The sequence below is a fragment of the Cupriavidus sp. 05T41 genome, assembly GCF_056396525.1.
This window is the reverse complement of the sequence record NZ_JBFTLQ010000056.1, coordinates 1-15,744: the sequence shown is the minus strand read 5'-3', so window position 1 is coordinate 15,744 and position 15,744 is coordinate 1. Positions and strand designations below refer to the sequence as shown.

Here is a 15,744-nt window from a genome sequence, read left to right as displayed (position 1 = left end):
CCCGCTCAATAGCGGATCGCGTACCAGGCATGCTTGAGGTATTCGGCAAGCACGGCGCTGCCCTCGTAGATCACCAGCGAGTTCGTCAGGCTCGCGCCGGGATAGACGCCATGAGCGCCCCACTCGACCTCGCCCCAGGTCTGGCGGAACGATTGCAGGGCCCGGCTGGTGTGATACCAGCTGGTCACCAGCACCGCCTGGCGGGGCGCGAAGCGCTCCAGTTGCGCCCGCGTCATGCGGGCGTTTTCCATGGTGCTGCGCGAAAAGCACTCGTAGCCGATACGCCCGCGCGGCACACCGGCCATGACCAGCCGGCGCACGTTCAACAGGCAGTCTCCGGTGCCGGTGACGAACACGAAGGGCGCCACGCCGGCGTGGTACAGCTCCGCCGCGCCGATCACGCGCTCGCCCGACTCCCCGCCCAGCACCACGATCCAGTCCGCCCGCGCCGGTACGTCCTCGCGCGGCAGCCATTGCCTGGCGAAGGCCAGCAGCAGCACGGCGAGCGCCAGCGCGCAGGCCAGCAACAGCAGGATCAGGTTCTGCAGGCGCAGGGGCCGCTGCGGGCGGTGCTGGCGAAACAAGGGACGTGGCGACATGAGGACGGCGAGGAAGGTGGCTCGGCAGAGGCGGCAACGGGGGCGGGAGCGCCGGTGACGGCGCGCCCGCCAACGCGCACGCGGGCAAGCCGGTATTATTGACGTTTCTCCGGCGCGGCGGAATGCAATCGATGGGCAACCCGGCCGCGGCACCCGGATCACAACTTCGAGCAAAGAGCATATCCATGGATCTGCGAGGCAAGCATCTCGTCCTTGGCATGACCGGCGGCATCGCCTGCTATAAATCGGCCGAGCTGGTCCGCCTGCTGACCAAGGCCGGCGCCACCGTGCAGGTGGTCATGACCGAGGCCGCCACCCAGTTCATCACCCCGGTCACCATGCAGGCGCTGTCCGGCCGCACGGTGTTTACCTCGCAATGGGACGCGCGCGTGGGCAACAACATGGCCCATATCGACCTCTCGCGCGAAGCCGACGCCATCGTGATCGCGCCCGCCTCCACCGATTTCCTTGCACGGCTGGCCCACGGCCTGTGCGACGACCTGCTGTCCACGCTGTGCATCGCGCGCGACTGCCCGCTGCTGGTGGCACCCGCCATGAACCGGCAGATGTGGGCGGCACCGGCGACCCAGCGCAATGCCGCGCAGCTGCGCGCCGACGGCGTGACGGTGCTGGGCCCGGGCAGTGGCGACCAGGCCTGCGGCGAAGTCGGCGACGGCCGCATGCTGGAGCCGGCGGAGCTGGTGGAGGACATCGTCGCATTCTTCCAGCCCAAGCCGCTTTCCGGGCGCCGCGTGGTGATCACCGCCGGACCCACCTTCGAGGCCATCGACCCGGTGCGCGGCATCACCAACCGCTCGTCCGGCAAGATGGGCTTCGCCATTGCGCGCGCGGCCCGCGAGGCCGGCGCCGACGTGATCCTGGTGGCCGGCCCGACCGCCCAGCCGACGCCGCGCGGCGTGGCGCGCACCAACGTGGAAAGCGCCCAGCAGATGCACGACGCGGTGCTGGCGAGCCTGCCCGCCGCCGACGTGTTCATCGCCGTGGCGGCCGTGGCCGACTGGCGCCCGGCCGAGGTGGCCACGCAGAAGCTCAAGAAAGCCAACGACACCGACACGCCGACGCTGCAATTCGTGCAGAACCCGGACATCCTCGCCGCCGTGGCCGCGCGGCCGGACGCGCCCTACTGCGTGGGATTCGCCGCCGAGAGCGAGAAGCTCGAGCAGTACGGCGAACAAAAGCGCCAGCGCAAGAACGTGCCCTTGCTGGTAGGCAATATCGGCCACCACACCTTTGGCCTGGACGACAACGAGATCGTGCTGTTCGATGCCAAGGGCATGACGCGCCTGCCGCGCGCCGACAAGCTGACGCTGGCGCGCGACCTTGTCGCGGCCATCGGCCAGCGCCTGCCCGCCCGCGGCTGAACCCCCTCGCACGAGCCCCGACCATGTCAGAAAGCAAACCCAAGCTGCGCCTCTCGGTGCTGGACCAGAGCCCGGTCATCGCGGGCCATAGCGCGCGCGATGCACTGGCCGCCACGGTGGATCTGGCCCAGGCCGCCGATGCGCTCGGCTACACGCGCTACTGGTGCGCCGAGCACCACGGCCTGCGCGGCGTGTGCAACCCCGCGCCGGAAGTCATGCTGGCGCGCCTGGGCAGCGTCACGCAACGGATCCGGCTGGGCTCGGGCGGCGTGATGCTGCCCTACTACAGTCCCTTCAAGGTGGCAGAGCAATTCCGCATGCTGGAGGGCCTGTTCCCCGGCCGCATCGACCTCGGCGTGGGCCGCGCGCCGGGCGGCGACATGCGCACCGCGCAGGCGGTGGCGATGGGCGACTACAACCGCGGCGACCGCTTTGCCGAGCAGGTGCAGGATCTGTCCTGGCTGGTGCGCGGCGAAGTGCCGCCGGGACATGTCGCCGAGGGCGTGGTGCTGCAGCCGGAGATCGATACCCGGCCCGAGCTCTGGGTGCTGGGTTCGAGCGACTACGGCGGCGCGCTGGCGGCCCGGCTGGGGCTGCGTTTCGCCTTCGCCCATTTCATCAATCCGCATATGGGCCACGCGGTGGCGCGCCATTACCGCGAGGATTTCGCGCCCGCCTATGAAGAGCGGCCGTACAGCGCGGCGGCGATCTTCGTGATCTGCGCCGACACCGAAGCCGAGGCCGCGGAGCTGGAGCGCGCCGTGGACCTGCGCCGGCTGCAGATGGCCTATGGCGTCAACGCGCCGATCCCTTCGCTGGCGCAGGCCGCACAGCACGAACTGACGGAACGCGACCGCCTGATCGTCGAGCGCGAGCGCCCGCGCACCATTTGCGGCACGCCGGAGCAGGTGGCGCAGCGCATGCTGGACCTGCGCGAGCGCTTCGAGGCCGATGAACTGGTGGTGCTGAGCGTGGCCGCGAGCTATGCGGCGCGGCTGCGCACCTACGAGCTGCTGGCGCAGGCCTTCGCGCTCCCGGCGGCCTGAGTCCGGTGGCCGTCCGGGTCCGCTCGGCTATCATCTCGGGTTGCCAACGTTTTTAGTTTTCCGGAACCGACCAGCCATGACCATCGAAGCGAACCCCACCGTCGAAATCAAGGTGCTCGACGCACGCCTGCACGAGTGGGGCCTGCCCGCCTACCAGAGCGACATGGCGGCGGCGATCGACCTGCACGCCTGCCTGGACGCGCCGCTGGCCATCGAGCCCGGCACGCCGGCGCAACTGGTGCCGGCCGGCTTTGCCGTGCACATGGCCAACCCCTATATGGCGGCCACCATCGCGCCGCGCTCGGGGCTGGGCCACAAGAAGGGACTCGTGCTGGGCAATTCCATCGGTGTGATCGATGCAGACTACCAGGGCCCGATCATGGTCAGCGTATGGAACCGCAACGCGCCCGGCACCGAGCCGATCGTGATCCAGCCGGGCGAGCGCATCGCGCAGATGATGTTCGTGCCGGTGCTGCGGCCGGTGTTCAAGACGGTGGAAGATTTCTCCGCCGACACCGCGCGCGGCGCGGGCGGATTCGGCTCGACCGGCGTGCATCACGCCGGCAAGGGCGCCTGAGCGCCCCGGCAGGGATCCGGCGCGCTCAGCGCGCCTGTTCGAACAGCAGCGCCACGCCGCCGGCCACCGAGGCCGGTATCAGGCTTTCTTCGGGGCCCAGGTCCAGTGCGCCCACGCCGGCGGCGCGCCAGCCCGCGCGAGCCGCGGCCAGGTCGCCGGTGCTCAGCCGGATGGCCGCATAGCCCGGCACCGCGCGCCGGACGTGCTCCGTGCCGGTGGCGGCCGGCAGCGCCTGCGGCGTGGTCACCACCAGCGTGGCGCCATCCAGCGCCAGGCTGCAGATGTGATCGCTGAGCTGCGTCATCTCGCCGCCGGTGAGTTCGGCATAGGCGCGGCCAGCCGCTTCCACCAGCGCCGGCGCGACCACCAGGAACATCGCGGCGATACCGGTGGCGCCGTTGGCGTGCGTGGTCCATTCGGGGCGCCACAGCAACTCCGGGGTGCGGTGCTCGCACAAGAAAAAGCGGGCGCCGGGAGCGTCGTCGATGGCGGTGACGCGGAACGTGGCAGGATGCTCGCTGCCGTCGTCCAGGCGCACCGGGCGCGAGAATTCGATCGGATCCGAGGTGTGCCAGCCGCCGCGACGCAGTTGCGCCGAGGCCTCGAAGCTGTCGGCGCTCTTGCAGGACAACGCCGCGCATCCGCCGCCGGCTTGCTGGGCATCCCAGTAATACTGCCGCGTGGGGCTGGGGGCCGTGACATGCAGCAATTCGAGATAGTCGCTCCCCAGCATCACGCAATGGTTTTGCGAGCCGAGCGTATGGTAGCCGCGCGGCGTCAAGGTAAAGCCGAGCCCGCGCCACGCCTGCGCCGCGGCATCGAGGTCTGGGCACACCATCACGGCATGGTCTAGCGGTTCCGTCGTCATCGCTGCCTCGGCAATTCTCTGCAAATCTCTGTCATCAATCGAACTGGATATTGGCCTTGCGCGCCACGGCCTGCCATTTGTCGTGCTCGTGCCGCACCAGGCTGGCGAGTTCGGCGGGGCTGCCACCGACGATCTCGAACCCCTGCGTGGCCAGCGCGTCCATCACGCGCTGCTGGCGCAGCGCGCGCACCAGCGCATCGTGCAGCCGCATCACCGTCGCCTCGGGCAAGCCGGCCGGGCCGAACACGCCGATCCAGGAATAGGCCTCGAAGCCACGGTAGCCCTGCTCGCTCACGGTGGGCAGTTGCGGGAACTGGCGCAGGCGCGTGGTGCCGGTCACGCCCAGCAGCTTGACCGTCTTGGCCGCCACGTGCGCCTGCACGGCGGCATAGCTCGAGAAAAAGACGTCGACTTCGTTGGACAGCACGGCCTGTACCGCCGGGCCACCCCCTTTGTATGGAACATGGAGGAAACGCACCCCGGCTTCCGTCGCCAGGGCTTCCGCAGCCAGCTGGTTCAGGCTGCCGATGCCCGACGACGCATAGTGGATGCTCTCCGGCTTCTCGCGCGCCATCTGCACCAACTCCTTCACATTGGAGGCGGGCAGCGAGGGATTGGCCGCAATCACAAGAGGGAAGCGCACCAGCTGCGAGATCGGCGTGAAATCGCGGAAGGTGTCGTAAGGCAGGTGCTTGTAGGCAAACGGGTTGATCGCGTGGGTATCGAACGCCATCAGCAAGGTGGTGCCGTCCGGCTTGGCGCGCGCCACCGTGCTGGATGCGATCAGGCCACCCGCGCCTGGCTTGTTGTCGATCACCACGGTCTGGCCCAGCAGGCTCTTGAGGCCAGGCTGGAGCTGGCGGGCGACGATGTCGACGCTGCCGCCCGGGGGGAAAGGCAGCACCATCGAGATCGGGTGGCCGGCACCGCCGATTGCGGCTTCGCCACCGGCGGCGGCCAGGCCGGGCACGGGAATCAGGGGCATCGCGCCCAGCGGCAGCGATTTGAGGAGCAGGCGGCGCAGCCGCGAGCAATCGGGTCGGGACATCGGGTACTCAGGCGAATGGCGGGCTCGCGCGGCTGCAGCGGCAGTCGCACCCGGCCATAACAAAAAGGGCGGCATTGCTGCCGCCCTGTATTTTGCCCGAGGATAGCACGGATTGCAGACGACGGCCCGGCCGCCGTCCACACGCCTCAGACTTCTGCCTTCTCGTTTTCCGGCGCCTCCGGCGGTTCCGGCGGTTCGGCCGCAGCCTCCGCGAAGTCCAGCTTGATCTGGTCCTGCTCGTCGAGATCGACCACGACCTTGCCGCCCGAAACCAGCTTGCCGAACAGCAGTTCGTCGGCCAGCGCCTTGCGGATCAGGTCCTGGATCAGGCGCTGCATCGGCCGCGCACCCATCAGCGGATCGAAGCCCTTCTTCGCCAGGAACTTGCGCAGTTTCTCGCTGAAGCTGGCTTCCACCTTCTTCTCGTGGAGCTGTTCCTCGAGCTGCATCAGGAACTTGTCGACCACGCGCAGGATGATTTCCTCGTCCAGCGAGCGGAAGCTGATCATGGCGTCCAGGCGGTTGCGGAACTCCGGCGTGAACATGCGCTTGATGTCGGCCATCTCGTCGCCTTGCTCGCGCGACGAGGTGAAGCCGATGGTGGCGCGGTTCATGGTCTCGGCTCCCGCATTGGTGGTCATGATGATGATCACGTTGCGGAAGTCGGCTCGGCGACCGTTGTTGTCGGTCAGCGCGCCATGGTCCATCACCTGCAGCAGGATATTGAAGATATCCGGATGCGCCTTCTCGATTTCGTCCAGCAGCAGCACGCAGTGCGGCTTCTTGGTGACGGCCTCGGTCAGCAGGCCGCCCTGGTCGAAGCCGACGTAGCCCGGGGGCGCGCCGATCAGCCGGCTCACCGCATGGCGCTCCATGTATTCGGACATGTCGAAGCGCAGCAGCTCGATGCCCATGATGAAGGCGAGCTGCTTGGCGACTTCGGTCTTGCCGACGCCGGTCGGGCCCGAGAACAGGAAGGAGCCGATCGGCTTGTCGGTCTTGCCCAGGCCAGCGCGCGACATCTTGATGGCCGAAGCCAGTGCCTCGATGGCGGGATCCTGGCCGAACACCACCGACTTCAGGTCGCGGTCCAGGGTCTGCAGCTTGCTGCGGTCGTCCTGGTTGACGCTCTGCGGCGGGATGCGGGCGATGCGCGAAACGATGTCCTCGATCTCGCTCTTGCCGATGGTCTTCTTCTGCTTGGACTTCGGCAGGATGCGCTGCGCGGCGCCTGCCTCGTCGATCACATCGATGGCCTTGTCCGGCAGGTGGCGGTCGGTGATGAAGCGGGCCGACAGCTCGGCTGCGGCAGTCAGCGCCGCCGCCGCGTACTTGACGCCGTGGTGCTCCTCGAAGCGCGACTTCAGGCCGCGCAGGATCTGCACGGTCTGGTCGACCGACGGCTCCACCACGTCGATCTTCTGGAAGCGGCGCGACAGTGCCGCGTCTTTCTCGAAGATGCCGCGGTATTCCGTGAAGGTGGTCGCGCCGATGCACTTGAGCTGGCCCGACGACAGCGCCGGCTTGAGCAGGTTGCTGGCGTCCAGCGTGCCGCCCGAAGCGGCGCCCGCGCCGATCAGCGTGTGGATCTCGTCGATGAACAGGATCGCGTTCGGATTGTCCTTGAGCGACTTGAGCACGCCCTTGAGGCGCTGCTCGAAATCGCCGCGGTACTTGGTGCCGGCCAGCAGCGCGCCCATGTCGAGCGAGTACACGACCGCCTTTTCCAGGATGTCGGGCACTTCGTTCTTGGTGATGCGCCACGCCAGGCCTTCCGCGATGGCGGTCTTGCCTACGCCGGCCTCGCCCACCAGCAGCGGGTTGTTCTTGCGCCGGCGGCACAGCACCTGAACCACGCGCTCGACTTCGCTCTCGCGGCCGATCAGCGGATCGATCTTGCCGGCCTTGGCCAGCACGTTCAGGTTCTGGGTGAACTGCTCCAGCGGGCTTTCCTTGCCATCGCCGCCCTCGCCCTCGGCCGTGCCGTCGCCATGCTTGGCCGGCTCGGCCTGGTCCTTGCGGATACCATGGCTGATGAAATTGACCACATCCAGCCGCGTCACGCCCTGCTGCTGGAGGTAGTACACCGCGTGCGAGTCCTTCTCGCCGAAGATCGCGACCAGCACATTGGCGCCGGTCACTTCCTTCTTGCCGTTCGAAGTGGACTGAACGTGCATGATGGCGCGCTGGATCACGCGCTGGAAACCCAGCGTGGGCTGGGTATCCACCTCGTCGGTGCCGGGCACCACCGGGGTGTTGTCCGCGATGAAATTCTTCAGACTGGTGCGCAGATCCTCGATATTGGCTGCGCAGGCGCGCAAGACTTCCGCTGCCGTGGGGTTGTCAAGCAACGCCAATAGCAGGTGCTCCACGGTAATGAACTCGTGGCGTGCCTGCCGCGCTTCAACAAACGCCATGTGCAGGCTGACTTCCAATTCTTGCGCAATCATGCTTCCTCCATCACGCACTGCAACGGATGACCCGCCTGCCGCGCGTGCGTTGACACCAGCTCGACCTTCGTCGCCGCGATATCCCTGGTATAGATACCGCAAACCCCCTTGCCTTCCCGGTGGACGGTCAGCATGATCTGCGTCGCCGTCTCCCGGTCCCTGCTGAAATACTGCTGCAGGATCATCACGACGAACTCCATCGGGGTGAAGTCGTCATTCAGCAGCAGGACCTTGTACATCGCGGGCGGCTTGAGCGCCTGCTCTTTCCGCTCCAGTACGGTGCCTGCTTCGCGTTGTGGGACATTTGCCAGCCGTGTAGCCATGGCTTTATTCTAACCCTTACGCACAACTCTGCAATTTGGGGAAAAGACGCCGGATTCAAGAGGCCGATGCAGCGACCGTCGAAATTCCGGAGATGCCGAATGCATCCGGGTACACCTCGCGGGAGCCGCGGCGCTGCCGGGCTCCAGTCCCCTCCAAAATACCACCGACCGCCGTTCCTTTCCCGCCACACCCTACGGGGAGTGGGGAATCTGCCAACTTGACAGGGGTCAGGTTTGACAGAAGAATCGTTCGCACATTCACGTCTGGTTACGCGAGCCAAAGCAACAAGCCGGACCTGGGTGATCCGTGAGCAGGGAGGCCCACGAATCCGGCGGCGGCGAGTCAGATACAGAAACTGGCCGCCACGCGGTACCCGCAAGTCGTGCCATCGTGCCCGGCCCGGTCTGACCGGTCCGAGCGCGAGGCCGCATGCCGGGTGCCCGGCTGGCCGCGGCGCTTTCCCCCGCTCGTATCCTGCTTTTTCTGTTGGGGGAGTTTATGGCAAGCGGTATCGTCAAATGGTTCAATGACGCCAAGGGCTTTGGGTTCATCAAGCCGGACGACGGCGAAGAGGAACTGTTTGCGCACTTTTCGGCCATCCAGATGAGTGGCTTCAAGACCCTGAAAGAGGGTCAGCGCGTGTCCTTCGAAGTCATCCAGGGGCCCAAGGGCAAACAAGCCACCAATATCCAGGACGGCGCCTGAGGCCTCTGTGCGCGGCCGCACCCGCCGACAGAGCGCGAGGCGGCCACGAAAGGATGCGGGGGAAGCTCTCCCCGGAACGGGATCGGTCCGCGCCCCCCGGACATCGCCTGGCCTAGACAGCCAGCGCGCCATGGACGGAAAAGCAGGCTGAACAGCAGTACGCAACGCATCCGTCAAAAAGCCCGGTCAGGTCAATGCCGGGCTTTTTGTTTGCCATGCGCCGCGCTACACCCAGCCCTCGATGTGCAGCCCGCTGGCCTGCTCGGCCGCCTCCCGCGTGACCGCGCGCACGGTCTGGCCAAAGGTCCAGACATGGCCTTCGGGATCCCGCGCGCCATAGACCCGGTCGCCGTAGAACTGGTCTGCCGGTTCCCTGACGATTTCCGCGCCGGCGGCCCGCGCCCGCTCGCAGTGGGCATCGATCCCCTCCAGCAAGTGAACATGGACCGACTGCGTGTTCATGCCGCCTGCCGCGGCGGGACTGGCGGTGTAATCCGTCCAGGCGCTGCCGATCATGATATAGCCGCCGCCGAAGCGCATCTCGGAATGGACCAGCTTGCCTTCGCGGTCGGTGATGACCATGGCGCGCTCGAAGCCGAACGCCTTTTCCAGCCAGTCCAGGGCCGCGAGCGGGTCGCGGTAATAGAGCGCGGAGCCGAAGGCCGCGCGCCGGAACGGATCTTCCATCATGCCTCCCCGGGCAGTTTCCCTCGACACTGAACAAGCTAGGTAACGCCCTGCCCGATTGCAAGGCGGCCCGGCGCGGCCTCATGAAAAAACCCCGGGCCTGCTTGCGCGGGACCGGGGTTGGTCGGTGTGCGGCGGCGCCTGGGCGGCGCGGAGGCCGGCAGCCGCTTACATATTGTCGATCAAGACCTGGCCAAAGCCCGAGCACGACACCTGGGTCGCGCCTTCCAGCAGGCGGGCGAAGTCATAAGTGACCTTTTTCGACAGGATCGATTTCTCCATCGACGCGATGATCAGGTCGGCAGCTTCGGTCCAGCCCATGTGGCGCAGCATCATTTCGGCGGAAAGGATTTCGGAACCCGGGTTCACGTAGTCCTTGCCGGCATACTTCGGCGCGGTGCCGTGGGTCGCTTCGAACATGGCCACGGAGTCCGACAGATTGGCGCCGGGGGCAATGCCGATGCCGCCGACCTGCGCGGCCAGCGCGTCGGAGATGTAGTCGCCGTTCAGGTTCAGCGTGGCGATCACCGAGTACTCGGCCGGGCGCAGCAGGATCTGCTGCAGGAAGGCGTCGGCAATGGCGTCCTTGATCACGATCTCGCGGCCGGTCTTCGGGTTCTTGAACTTGCACCACGGGCCGCCGTCGATCAGTTCCGCACCGAACTCCTTCTGCGCCAGTTCGTAGGCCCAGTCACGGAAGCCACCTTCGGTGAACTTCATGATGTTGCCCTTGTGCACGATGGTCACCGACGGCTTGTCGTTGTCGATCGCGTACTGGATCGCCTTGCGCACCAGGCGCTGGGTGCCCTGGCGGGAAACCGGCTTGACGCCGATCCCGGAGGTGTCCGGGAAACGGATCTTCTTGACGCCCATTTCATTCTGCAGGAAGGCGATCAGCTTCTTGGCCTGGTCGCTTTCGGCTTCCCATTCGATGCCGGCGTAGATGTCTTCCGAGTTCTCGCGGAAGATGACCATGTCGATCTTCTGCGGCTCGCGCACCGGCGAAGGCACGCCCTTGAAATAGGCGACCGGGCGCAGACAGACGTACAGGTCCAGTTGCTGGCGCAGCGCTACGTTCAGCGAACGGATGCCGCCGCCGACCGGCGTTGTCAGCGGGCCCTTGATCGACACCACGTATTCCTTCAGGGCCGCGAGGGTTTCTTCCGGCAGCCAGACATCGGGACCGTACACCTTGGTGGACTTCTCGCCGGCGTAGATCTCCATCCAGGAAATCTTGCGCTTGCCTGCGTAGGCCTTGGCCACGGCAGCGTCAACCACCTTGATCATCACCGGGGTGATGTCCAGGCCCGTCCCGTCACCCTCGATAAAGGGAATGATCGGATTGTCCGGAACATTCAGCGAAAAATCCTGGTTGACCGTGATCTTTTCGCCGGCCGGAACCTTGATGTGTTGATACATGACGTCTCCAGTGCGGAACGGGGGATTGAAACTGCCGCCAGGCCCGTGACCGGACGGCGAGATGTGGGTGACGCGCGGGGGCATTTTAACGGGGAACGGCATGGCCACGATGCTGCGTCGCATCACGACGGAGCGTCCGCGCGCACCCCGGTGCGCGCAAATCCTCTATCCCTATGTGCAAAATTTGGTCTTATATAAGACATAAGACCGTTTTGTATTATGCAGCAAAATTTCATGATCCGCCATCTCCGCGGCACCCCCGAATCCTGCCACCGCCCCGCAACCGGGCGCCCGGCTGCGGCATACTGGCGCCGGCGGGCGCCCGGCCTGCACCGTTTCCTCGTATCCGCATGACCCTGATTGCCCTGAACAAGCCCTTCGGCACCATGAGCCAGTTTTCCGCCCACCCCACGCGGCCGACGCTGGCCGACTGCGTGGCGCTGCCCGGCGTGTATCCGGCGGGCCGGCTCGACGCCGACAGCGAGGGCCTGCTGCTACTGACCGATGATGGCGCCCTGCAGGCGCGTATCGCGGATCCACACCATAAGTTGCCGAAGACCTACCTGGCCCAGGTGGAGAACATTCCGCAAGACCAAGCGCTCGCGCGCCTGCGCGAGGGCGTCGATCTTGGCGATTTCCGCACGCTGCCGGCACGGGCGCGCTGCATCGAGGAGCCCGTCTTCCTGTGGCCGCGCAATCCGCCGGTGCGGTTTCGCGCCGCCATCCCGACGCAGTGGCTGGAGCTGGAGATCCGCGAAGGGAAAAACCGGCAGGTGCGGCGCATGACGGCGGCGGTGGGCTTTCCCACCCTGCGGCTGGTGCGGCTGAAGATCGGCGCGCTCGACCTGCGCACGCTCGGGCTGGCGCCGGGACAATGGCGCGAAATCGCGCCCGCGGACCTTGGCCTCGACACCCCGGGCTCGCCACGCGCAGGCGCACCAGGCGGGTCCGCCGCCCCTCAGGGACGGCGCCCCGCGCGCCCCCGCCCAGGAAGTTACAAAAATTAACAGAGAGAAGGTCAACGACTCACCACTCGGTTTCGTTTTTGACACTGACGCGTCGCATACGAGTCACTCTTTCGAATCGAATTCAACCTTCCAAGGTAGATAGCATGAACAAACTGATCGCTGCTCTGGTTGCCGGCCTGTTCGCCACCGGCGCTTTCGCCCAAGCCGCCGCTCCCGCACCGGCAGCACCGGCTGCCGCAGCACCGGCAGCTGAAGCTCCGGCCGCAAAGCCCGCGACCAAGAGCACCAAGAAGACCCACAAGAAGCACGCTCACAACAAGACCAAGGCTGCTCCGGCTGCCAAGACCGAAGCTGCTCCCCAGTAAGCGCATTGCTGGCACGCCGGGTCCTTTGGGTCCGGCATGAGAGAGGCAGGCTGCCCGTCGGGTGCCTGCCTTTTTTGTTGTCCGCCCCGGCGTGCCGCGCGCGTGGCACGCCCGTGCAACGCGGCGAAATATGCGAGCCAGCCGCCCGCCTCGCAGCTGCGTTATGCTGGCGGCTGTCCTGAACCCGTCATACGCCGCCTCCCTTTCATGCGCCCTGTCCTCCCGTTACTTCTCGCCGGCGGCTGCGCCGTTGCCGCCCTGACTTCCGCGTTTGCCCAGGCGCAGGCCAGCCTGCCGGTCAGGCAGCTCACCGCAGGCATGTACGCGATCAAGGCGGAGATTGCCGCCACGCCGGAATCCCGCGAACTCGGGCTGATGTACCGCAAGACCATGCCCGCCAACGAGGGCATGCTCTTTGTCTTCGAGGAGAAGGCAGGGCATTGCTTCTGGATGAAGAACACCGACCTGCCGCTGTCGATCGCCTTCCTCGCCGATGATGGCGCCATCGTCAATATCGAGGACATGGCGCCGCAGACGGAAGACAACCATTGCCCGCGCGCAGCCGTGCGCTATGCGCTGGAAATGAACAAGGGATGGTTTGCGCAGAAGGGCCTGAAGGCCGGCGCGAAGATCGGCGGCCTGCCGCAGCCGCGCTGAAGGCGCAGGGCGCGGCGGTCCGGCCGCCGCGCCCTGCGACGAGATCAGTCGCGGAAGTTGTTGAAGTCCAGCGGCGCCTCGGGAACGTCCTTGCGCAGCAGGGCGATCACGCTCTGCAGGTCGTCGCGCTTGGTGCCGGACACGCGCACCGCATCGCCCTGGATGCTGGCCTGCACCTTGATCTTGCTGTCCTTGATCATCCGCACGATCTTCTTGGCCAGGTCGCCGGTGACGCCCTTCTTGATGGTGATGACCTGCTTGACCTTGTCGCCACTGATCTTGTCGGTCTTGCCGTAGTCGAGGAAGCGCACGTCCACATTGCGCTTGGCCATCTTGCTGATGAGCACGTCCTTGACCTGGCCGAGCTTGAAATCGTCATCGGCGAAGGCGGTCAGCTCGTTTTCCTTGTGCTCGACCCGGGCGTCCGATCCCTTGAAGTCGAAACGGGTGGTGATCTCCTTGTTGGCCTGTTCGACCGAGTTCTTCACCTCGACCATATTCGCTTCGCACACTACGTCAAACGACGGCATTGCATTCTCCTTTGTCTTGCGTGTTGCTGATGTTGCTGATGTTGCGGTGTAGCGCCGTTCGCCCGCAGCGGCAGGCCGATGGCGGCGCTTACGTATAATCCAGCCTACCCTGCAGTCCGGCGCCGCCGCGCGGCCGCCGCTTCACCTTTCCCTTGCATGGCAGATTTCCACGAATTTTATCCCCTGCGCCGCCACAATACATTCGGATTCGACGTGCGCGCGCGCTTCGCCGTCCATGTGCGCAGCGAAGCCGACCTGCTGCATGCGCTGGCGGATCCCCGCGCGCATGGCTTGCCGCTGGTGGTGCTGGGCGGCGGCAGCAATGTGGTGCTGACGCAGGACCTGGATGCCCTGGTCCTGCTGATGGAAATCCCCGGCTACACCGTGAGCGCGGCCGACGATACCTTCCTGGTGACCGCCGGCGCCGGCGAGAACTGGCACGCGCTGGTCTGCCGCACGGTCGCCGACGGCATGCCCGGCCTGGAAAACCTGGCGCTGATTCCCGGCACGGCGGGCGCCGCGCCGATCCAGAACATCGGCGCCTACGGCGTGGAACTGCGCGAGCGCTTCGAGCGCCTGCGCGCATGGGACCGCCGCGCCGGCGAATTCGTCGACCTGACGCTGGACCAGTGCCGTTTCGCCTATCGCGACAGCCTGTTCAAGGGCGAGGGCCGCGACCGCTACATCATCACCGCCGTCACGCTGCGCCTGCCGCGACCGTGGCAGCCGGTGCTCGGCTACGCGGAGCTCGCGCGGGAAGTCGCGCAGGATCCGGCCGCGCCGGCCACGGCCAGCCGCATCCGCGATGCCGTCATCGCCATCCGCTCGCGCAAGCTGCCCGACCCGGCCGAAATCGGCAACGCGGGCAGCTTCTTCAAGAATCCGGTGGTCGGCGCCGGGCAACGCGATGCGCTGCTGGCGCAGCACCCCGGCCTGGTCAGCCATGCCCAGCCGGACGGCAGCTACAAGCTGGCAGCCGGCTGGCTGATCGACCAGTGCGGGTTCAAGGGCCTGAGCGACGGCGCGGTCGGCGTCTACGGCAAACAGGCCCTGGTGCTGGTGCACCACGGCGGCGGCAGCGGGCAGGAACTGCTGGCGCTGGCAAGCCGCATCGCCGATACCGTGGCGGCGCGCTTTGGCGTGCGCATCGAGCCCGAGCCGGTCGTCCTGTAAGAGCGGCGCAGCCGGGCCCGGCTGCGCTGCCGTTCTTCAGGCGAAGTGGCAGACGTAGTCCAGGGTTTCCTGCACGTCGATGTCGAAGCTGCTGTTGCCCGGCACATTGAACTGCTGGCCTGCGCCGTACGTGTTCCATTGCTCCTCGCCCGCCAGGCGCACGCGGCAGCTGCCCGCGTTGATTTCCATGATTTCCGGCGCGCCCGTGCCGAAGGTCAGCGTGGCGGGGAAGATCACGCCCAGCGTCTTGCGGGTGCCATCCGGGAACAGCACGGTGTGGCTGACGCACTTGCCGTCGAAGTAGAGGTTGGCTTTCTTGACGACGGAAACGTTGTCGAACTGGCTCATGCTTTTTCTCCTTTGATGCGGGTTCTGGGTGTCTGGATGGGCGGCACGGCGACGCGGGCGCGGCGCAAAAAAGGGGCCGTGACGGCCCCTCTTCCTTGCTGCCACGCCCGGACCGTGCCGGGGCGGGATCAACTCGCCTTATTCGCCACGCTGGCGACGGGCGTTTTCAGCGATGCGCATGCGCAGCGCATTGAGCTTGATGAAGCCGCCGGCGTCGGCCTGGTTGTAGGCGCCGCCGTCGTCGTCGAAGGTCGCGATGGTCTTGTCGAACAGCGTGTCCTTCGAATCGCGCGCGACCACGATCACGTTGCCCTTGTACAGCTTCACGCGAACCCAGCCGTTGACCTTGGCCTGGGTATGGTCGATCAGGACCTGCAGCGCGCGGCGCTCCGGGCTCCACCAGTAGCCGTTGTAGATCAGGCTGGCGTAGCGCGGCATCAGGTCGTCCTTCAGGTGCGCGACTTCGCGGTCGAGCGTGATCGACTCGATGGCGCGGTGGGCCTTCAGGATGATGGTGCCGCCGGGGGTTTCGTAGCAGCCGCGGCTCTTCATGCCGACGTAGCGGTTTTCCACCAGGTCCAGGCGGCCGATGCCGTGC

General features: G+C 66.5%; 18 protein-coding genes. 8 read left to right on the top strand and 10 right to left on the bottom strand.

Annotation, left to right across the window (positions count from 1 at the left end):
* Window positions 1-5 precede the first annotated feature (5 nt).
* Window positions 6-599: a YdcF family protein gene (locus tag AC1DKV_RS27325; RefSeq protein ID WP_441618541.1), complete on the bottom strand. Its 594-nt coding sequence runs from the start codon at window positions 597-599 to the stop codon at window positions 6-8.
* A gap of 185 nt (window positions 600-784) precedes the next feature.
* On the opposite strand from AC1DKV_RS27325, the gene coaBC reads away from it, so the two are divergent.
* The 3 genes from coaBC to dut all read left to right on the top strand — a co-directional run bounded on the left by coaBC (window position 785) and on the right by dut (window position 3,604).
* Window positions 785-1,981: a bifunctional phosphopantothenoylcysteine decarboxylase/phosphopantothenate--cysteine ligase CoaBC gene (gene coaBC, locus AC1DKV_RS27320; protein ID WP_441618539.1), complete on the top strand. Its 1,197-nt coding sequence runs from the start codon at window positions 785-787 to the stop codon at window positions 1,979-1,981.
* 23 nt (window positions 1,982-2,004) lie between these two features.
* A complete protein-coding gene (locus AC1DKV_RS27315) occupies window positions 2,005-3,027 on the top strand; it encodes an LLM class flavin-dependent oxidoreductase (protein WP_441618537.1) in 1,023 nt (340 codons plus the stop codon).
* Window positions 3,028-3,103: 76 nt separating this feature from the next.
* Window positions 3,104-3,604 (top strand): dUTP diphosphatase, encoded by a 501-nt coding sequence (dut, locus tag AC1DKV_RS27310; RefSeq protein WP_441618535.1) that lies wholly within the window; start codon window positions 3,104-3,106, stop codon window positions 3,602-3,604.
* Between the two features lie 25 nt (window positions 3,605-3,629).
* Here the strand turns inward: dut and AC1DKV_RS27305 are convergent, their stop codons facing one another.
* From AC1DKV_RS27305 to clpS, 4 genes are all read right to left on the bottom strand, one after another.
* On the bottom strand, window positions 3,630-4,472 hold the full coding sequence (locus AC1DKV_RS27305) for a VOC family protein (RefSeq protein WP_441618533.1): 843 nt from the start codon (window positions 4,470-4,472) through the stop codon (window positions 3,630-3,632).
* Window positions 4,473-4,506: 34 nt separating this feature from the next.
* Window positions 4,507-5,520, bottom strand: a complete 1,014-nt coding sequence (locus AC1DKV_RS27300) for a Bug family tripartite tricarboxylate transporter substrate binding protein (RefSeq protein ID WP_441618531.1) — start codon at window positions 5,518-5,520, stop codon at window positions 4,507-4,509.
* 146 nt (window positions 5,521-5,666) lie between these two features.
* Window positions 5,667-7,970, bottom strand: coding sequence for an ATP-dependent Clp protease ATP-binding subunit ClpA (gene clpA / locus AC1DKV_RS27295; RefSeq protein ID WP_441618529.1), 2,304 nt, complete (start codon window positions 7,968-7,970; stop codon window positions 5,667-5,669).
* Window positions 7,967-8,293 (bottom strand): ATP-dependent Clp protease adapter ClpS, encoded by a 327-nt coding sequence (gene clpS / locus AC1DKV_RS27290; protein ID WP_006157525.1) that lies wholly within the window; start codon window positions 8,291-8,293, stop codon window positions 7,967-7,969. The genes clpA and clpS overlap by 4 nt, the downstream gene beginning before the upstream one ends.
* A gap of 499 nt (window positions 8,294-8,792) precedes the next feature.
* Between clpS and AC1DKV_RS27285 the strand changes: the two genes are divergently transcribed.
* A complete protein-coding gene (locus AC1DKV_RS27285) occupies window positions 8,793-8,999 on the top strand; it encodes a cold-shock protein (protein ID WP_441618726.1) in 207 nt (68 codons plus the stop codon).
* A 225-nt stretch (window positions 9,000-9,224) separates the two neighbouring features.
* Here the strand turns inward: AC1DKV_RS27285 and AC1DKV_RS27280 are convergent, their stop codons facing one another.
* Both AC1DKV_RS27280 and icd read right to left on the bottom strand, forming a co-directional pair.
* Window positions 9,225-9,686 carry a VOC family protein gene (locus AC1DKV_RS27280; protein ID WP_441618724.1) on the bottom strand — a complete coding sequence of 154 codons (462 nt, stop codon included), beginning with the start codon at window positions 9,684-9,686 and terminating at the stop codon, window positions 9,225-9,227.
* A 168-nt stretch (window positions 9,687-9,854) separates the two neighbouring features.
* Window positions 9,855-11,105, bottom strand: a complete 1,251-nt coding sequence (icd, locus tag AC1DKV_RS27275) for an NADP-dependent isocitrate dehydrogenase (RefSeq protein WP_441618527.1) — start codon at window positions 11,103-11,105, stop codon at window positions 9,855-9,857.
* Window positions 11,106-11,455: 350 nt separating this feature from the next.
* Here icd and AC1DKV_RS27270 point away from each other — a divergent pair, with 350 nt between their 5' ends.
* The 3 genes from AC1DKV_RS27270 (at window position 11,456) to AC1DKV_RS27260 (ending at window position 13,095) form a co-directional block, all read left to right on the top strand.
* Window positions 11,456-12,112, top strand: coding sequence for a pseudouridine synthase (locus tag AC1DKV_RS27270; RefSeq protein ID WP_441618525.1), 657 nt, complete (start codon window positions 11,456-11,458; stop codon window positions 12,110-12,112).
* A 104-nt stretch (window positions 12,113-12,216) separates the two neighbouring features.
* Window positions 12,217-12,438 carry a hypothetical protein gene (locus AC1DKV_RS27265; protein ID WP_441618523.1) on the top strand — a complete coding sequence of 74 codons (222 nt, stop codon included), beginning with the start codon at window positions 12,217-12,219 and terminating at the stop codon, window positions 12,436-12,438.
* 207 nt (window positions 12,439-12,645) lie between these two features.
* A complete protein-coding gene (locus tag AC1DKV_RS27260; RefSeq protein ID WP_441618521.1) occupies window positions 12,646-13,095 on the top strand; it encodes a DUF192 domain-containing protein in 450 nt (149 codons plus the stop codon).
* Window positions 13,096-13,139: 44 nt separating this feature from the next.
* On the opposite strand, the gene AC1DKV_RS27255 is transcribed toward AC1DKV_RS27260, so the two are convergent.
* The gene (locus AC1DKV_RS27255) at window positions 13,140-13,625 is read right to left on the bottom strand and encodes a YajQ family cyclic di-GMP-binding protein (protein ID WP_441618519.1); all 486 of its coding nucleotides are present in this window, start codon (window positions 13,623-13,625) and stop codon (window positions 13,140-13,142) included.
* A 156-nt stretch (window positions 13,626-13,781) separates the two neighbouring features.
* On the opposite strand from AC1DKV_RS27255, the gene murB reads away from it, so the two are divergent.
* Window positions 13,782-14,798, top strand: a complete 1,017-nt coding sequence (gene murB, locus AC1DKV_RS27250; protein WP_441618517.1) for a UDP-N-acetylmuramate dehydrogenase — start codon at window positions 13,782-13,784, stop codon at window positions 14,796-14,798.
* A 36-nt stretch (window positions 14,799-14,834) separates the two neighbouring features.
* On the opposite strand, the gene ppnP is transcribed toward murB, so the two are convergent.
* On the bottom strand, window positions 14,835-15,146 hold the full coding sequence (gene ppnP / locus AC1DKV_RS27245; RefSeq protein WP_441618515.1) for a pyrimidine/purine nucleoside phosphorylase: 312 nt from the start codon (window positions 15,144-15,146) through the stop codon (window positions 14,835-14,837).
* A 138-nt stretch (window positions 15,147-15,284) separates the two neighbouring features.
* Window positions 15,285-15,744: adenine nucleotide alpha hydrolase family protein (locus tag AC1DKV_RS27240; RefSeq protein WP_477138389.1), on the bottom strand; the 460-nt coding region annotated here is incomplete at its 5' end.

What these genes read in the sequence shown, in the direction of transcription:
- AC1DKV_RS27300 (WP_441618531.1), bottom strand. Translation starts at nt 5,520, where the DNA reads ATGTCCCGACCCGATTGCTCGCGGCTGCGCCGCCTGCTCCTCAAATCG.
- AC1DKV_RS27285 (WP_441618726.1), top strand. Translation starts at nt 8,793, where the DNA reads ATGGCAAGCGGTATCGTCAAATGGTTCAATGACGCCAAGGGCTTTGGG.
- AC1DKV_RS27280 (WP_441618724.1), bottom strand. Translation starts at nt 9,686, where the DNA reads ATGGAAGATCCGTTCCGGCGCGCGGCCTTCGGCTCCGCGCTCTATTAC.
- ppnP (WP_441618515.1), bottom strand. Translation starts at nt 15,146, where the DNA reads ATGAGCCAGTTCGACAACGTTTCCGTCGTCAAGAAAGCCAACCTCTAC.
- clpA (WP_441618529.1), bottom strand. Translation starts at nt 7,970, where the DNA reads ATGATTGCGCAAGAATTGGAAGTCAGCCTGCACATGGCGTTTGTTGAA.
- AC1DKV_RS27325 (WP_441618541.1), bottom strand. Translation starts at nt 599, where the DNA reads ATGTCGCCACGTCCCTTGTTTCGCCAGCACCGCCCGCAGCGGCCCCTG.
- AC1DKV_RS27260 (WP_441618521.1), top strand. Translation starts at nt 12,646, where the DNA reads ATGCGCCCTGTCCTCCCGTTACTTCTCGCCGGCGGCTGCGCCGTTGCC.
- AC1DKV_RS27255 (WP_441618519.1), bottom strand. Translation starts at nt 13,625, where the DNA reads ATGCCGTCGTTTGACGTAGTGTGCGAAGCGAATATGGTCGAGGTGAAG.
- murB (WP_441618517.1), top strand. Translation starts at nt 13,782, where the DNA reads ATGGCAGATTTCCACGAATTTTATCCCCTGCGCCGCCACAATACATTC.
- dut (WP_441618535.1), top strand. Translation starts at nt 3,104, where the DNA reads ATGACCATCGAAGCGAACCCCACCGTCGAAATCAAGGTGCTCGACGCA.
- AC1DKV_RS27270 (WP_441618525.1), top strand. Translation starts at nt 11,456, where the DNA reads ATGACCCTGATTGCCCTGAACAAGCCCTTCGGCACCATGAGCCAGTTT.
- AC1DKV_RS27265 (WP_441618523.1), top strand. Translation starts at nt 12,217, where the DNA reads ATGAACAAACTGATCGCTGCTCTGGTTGCCGGCCTGTTCGCCACCGGC.
- coaBC (WP_441618539.1), top strand. Translation starts at nt 785, where the DNA reads ATGGATCTGCGAGGCAAGCATCTCGTCCTTGGCATGACCGGCGGCATC.
- AC1DKV_RS27315 (WP_441618537.1), top strand. Translation starts at nt 2,005, where the DNA reads ATGTCAGAAAGCAAACCCAAGCTGCGCCTCTCGGTGCTGGACCAGAGC.
- clpS (WP_006157525.1), bottom strand. Translation starts at nt 8,293, where the DNA reads ATGGCTACACGGCTGGCAAATGTCCCACAACGCGAAGCAGGCACCGTA.
- AC1DKV_RS27305 (WP_441618533.1), bottom strand. Translation starts at nt 4,472, where the DNA reads ATGACGACGGAACCGCTAGACCATGCCGTGATGGTGTGCCCAGACCTC.
- icd (WP_441618527.1), bottom strand. Translation starts at nt 11,105, where the DNA reads ATGTATCAACACATCAAGGTTCCGGCCGGCGAAAAGATCACGGTCAAC.